Below are 2058 nucleotides of genomic sequence, written 5' to 3' on the forward strand. Positions count from 1 at the left end.
GATGTTAACAGCGGAGATACCTTTGACCCCAATTTGGTCTACGCGCTCAATAGGGTGGAGAGTGAGATTATTGCCAATTACCTAAATGATAACCAATGTAGCCAACAAGCGCAAGCATTTACGATTGAGGCTCTCATTAGTCAAGGAGAAGTTGATTTTGAATTAGAGATAATAATTGAGATTACTGAAACTTTAGAGTTTCAAAATCAAACTTGCCTAAAAGAAATAAAAGATGATGTTGTTTCAACTAACCAAATGAGTAAAATTATTAAAAAGTTTGAGCCAACCTATCCTGTTTTACATCTAGAATGGGGAATTTTTAGCAATCCTCAGTGGGGAAATACAGGTCAAACATCTTTAAATGAACCTGAACAGGATACTGCTTTTATAAACTTAAATAATCAATCACTAGCGCATGTCAATAATATAATAATGGTAAAAACAATCGCACATGAATTAATACATGCTGAACTATTAAGAAAATTAAAAGAACTTGTTGATGATTATAACGTTATTTCTCTATCGGAGTACAACGATTTATTATATAATTATCAAGGGATTGCACATTATACATTAGCATATGGCAATTTAGAGTATTCTCAAGACTTAGCTGGAAATATAATTGAATGGGGGATTTTTCCTGATTATTCGTTAGCTCATCACAATCAAATGGCAAGTTTTTACAGACAAACCCTAATAGATGTTATGAAAGCATATGATATATCTAAAGGAATTACTAGACCCAATGCGGAAGAGTTTTATGAAGCACTTTCCTGGTCTGGTTTAAGACAAACCTCTGATGAAAACGGGGAGAATAGTCAATACACAGATGCTTGGCAAAATTTTAAAAATCAAATTGATACTATTGAAGCAAACATACCTGAAAGTGAAAGAACCTATAATAGGTATTTGGATATAATTAATCAAGAATATAATGCAAGTGGAATTAATTGTGAATAAATTATGAAAAAACGAATAGCCTTAATAGCAATCATTTTATGTCTTTCATGCCAAGAAAAACAGAAAGCAAACCATTGTTTAGAAATAGAAAAAAAGTATGATAGTTTACTAAACATTAACTACAATTATATTTCTAGCCCATTTTATAAATTTCATAAAATATATCAACAAGAAAAACAATCTTTAGATGATACCATTTTAATTCCAAAGTATAAATCTATTATTGGTACAGATACAATCGTAAACTTATATATTGATGCTAGAATCAACACAATAAGTCAGCTAAAAACTAAAAAAGAGATATTGAATAGTTTTATAGGTAAACACTTTTTAAAAGCTCGTTACAGTAACCACGATCGATATGTAACTTCAGTTAAAATTACAAATGATAGTTGCTTTATATATAAAGATAACAATCTTAAAACCTCAGGGAAAATTAAATTGATATATTCAAGAAATAATATTACATCAGGAACTTTTATTCTAGAAAACTATTTGATAAACTTAATACAACCAAACTTTATTCGGTTAAGAGATACAAAATGTTTGCACTGTAGCTCTTTAGAATTTTATAAGGTAAATTAATGCTGTTTATAACTTAGGAAGAAGCAAAATGAAATGAAATAACCTAGTATATTTCTTGCAAACAATTCTAACTATGATTCGATATTTTTTTTTATCCATTTTTATTATTTCAAAAATACATTCACAAATTGCTAATGACACTTTATACATTAAGTTTGATGATAAAATACATATTGTCAATAGTACAAGTATTCCAAATGAGATAAGATTAAATTTAAGTTTTGCTATTGGCAGTAGAGGCAATGCAAAAATCACTACGTTTAATTTTTTTGTAGATATGATCATTCCCCCATCTTTTAGACAGGTTTTCTCTCTAAAACGTCCCTAGGTAATTTTATATCATCCCTCCCTAAAAACTGATTTATAGCGATTAAAAAGTAACCTTTTAATCTATATAAATTTTATGAAAAACAAATTAATATGGGCAATGCTTATACTGCTAGCCCTAACACGTTGCGAAAAAGAGCCTGCTCTGCAAGAGGCTGAGGACGTCAATCTCGGTGCTATAGATTT

The 2058-nt window shown here is 29.4% G+C and carries 2 protein-coding genes; both read left to right on the top strand.

Annotation, left to right across the window (positions count from 1 at the left end; translation table 11 throughout):
- On the top strand, positions 1-960 hold a 960-nt coding region (locus tag J4050_RS15060; RefSeq protein ID WP_208155443.1), incomplete at its 5' end, for a hypothetical protein.
- Between the two features lie 3 nt (positions 961-963).
- A complete protein-coding gene (locus J4050_RS15065; RefSeq protein ID WP_208155444.1) occupies positions 964-1545 on the top strand; it encodes a hypothetical protein in 582 nt (193 codons plus the stop codon).
- Positions 1546-2058 lie beyond the last annotated feature (513 nt).

This window comes from Winogradskyella pelagia, from assembly GCF_017581965.1.
Classification (GTDB): Bacteria; Bacteroidota; Bacteroidia; order Flavobacteriales; family Flavobacteriaceae; genus Winogradskyella; species Winogradskyella pelagia.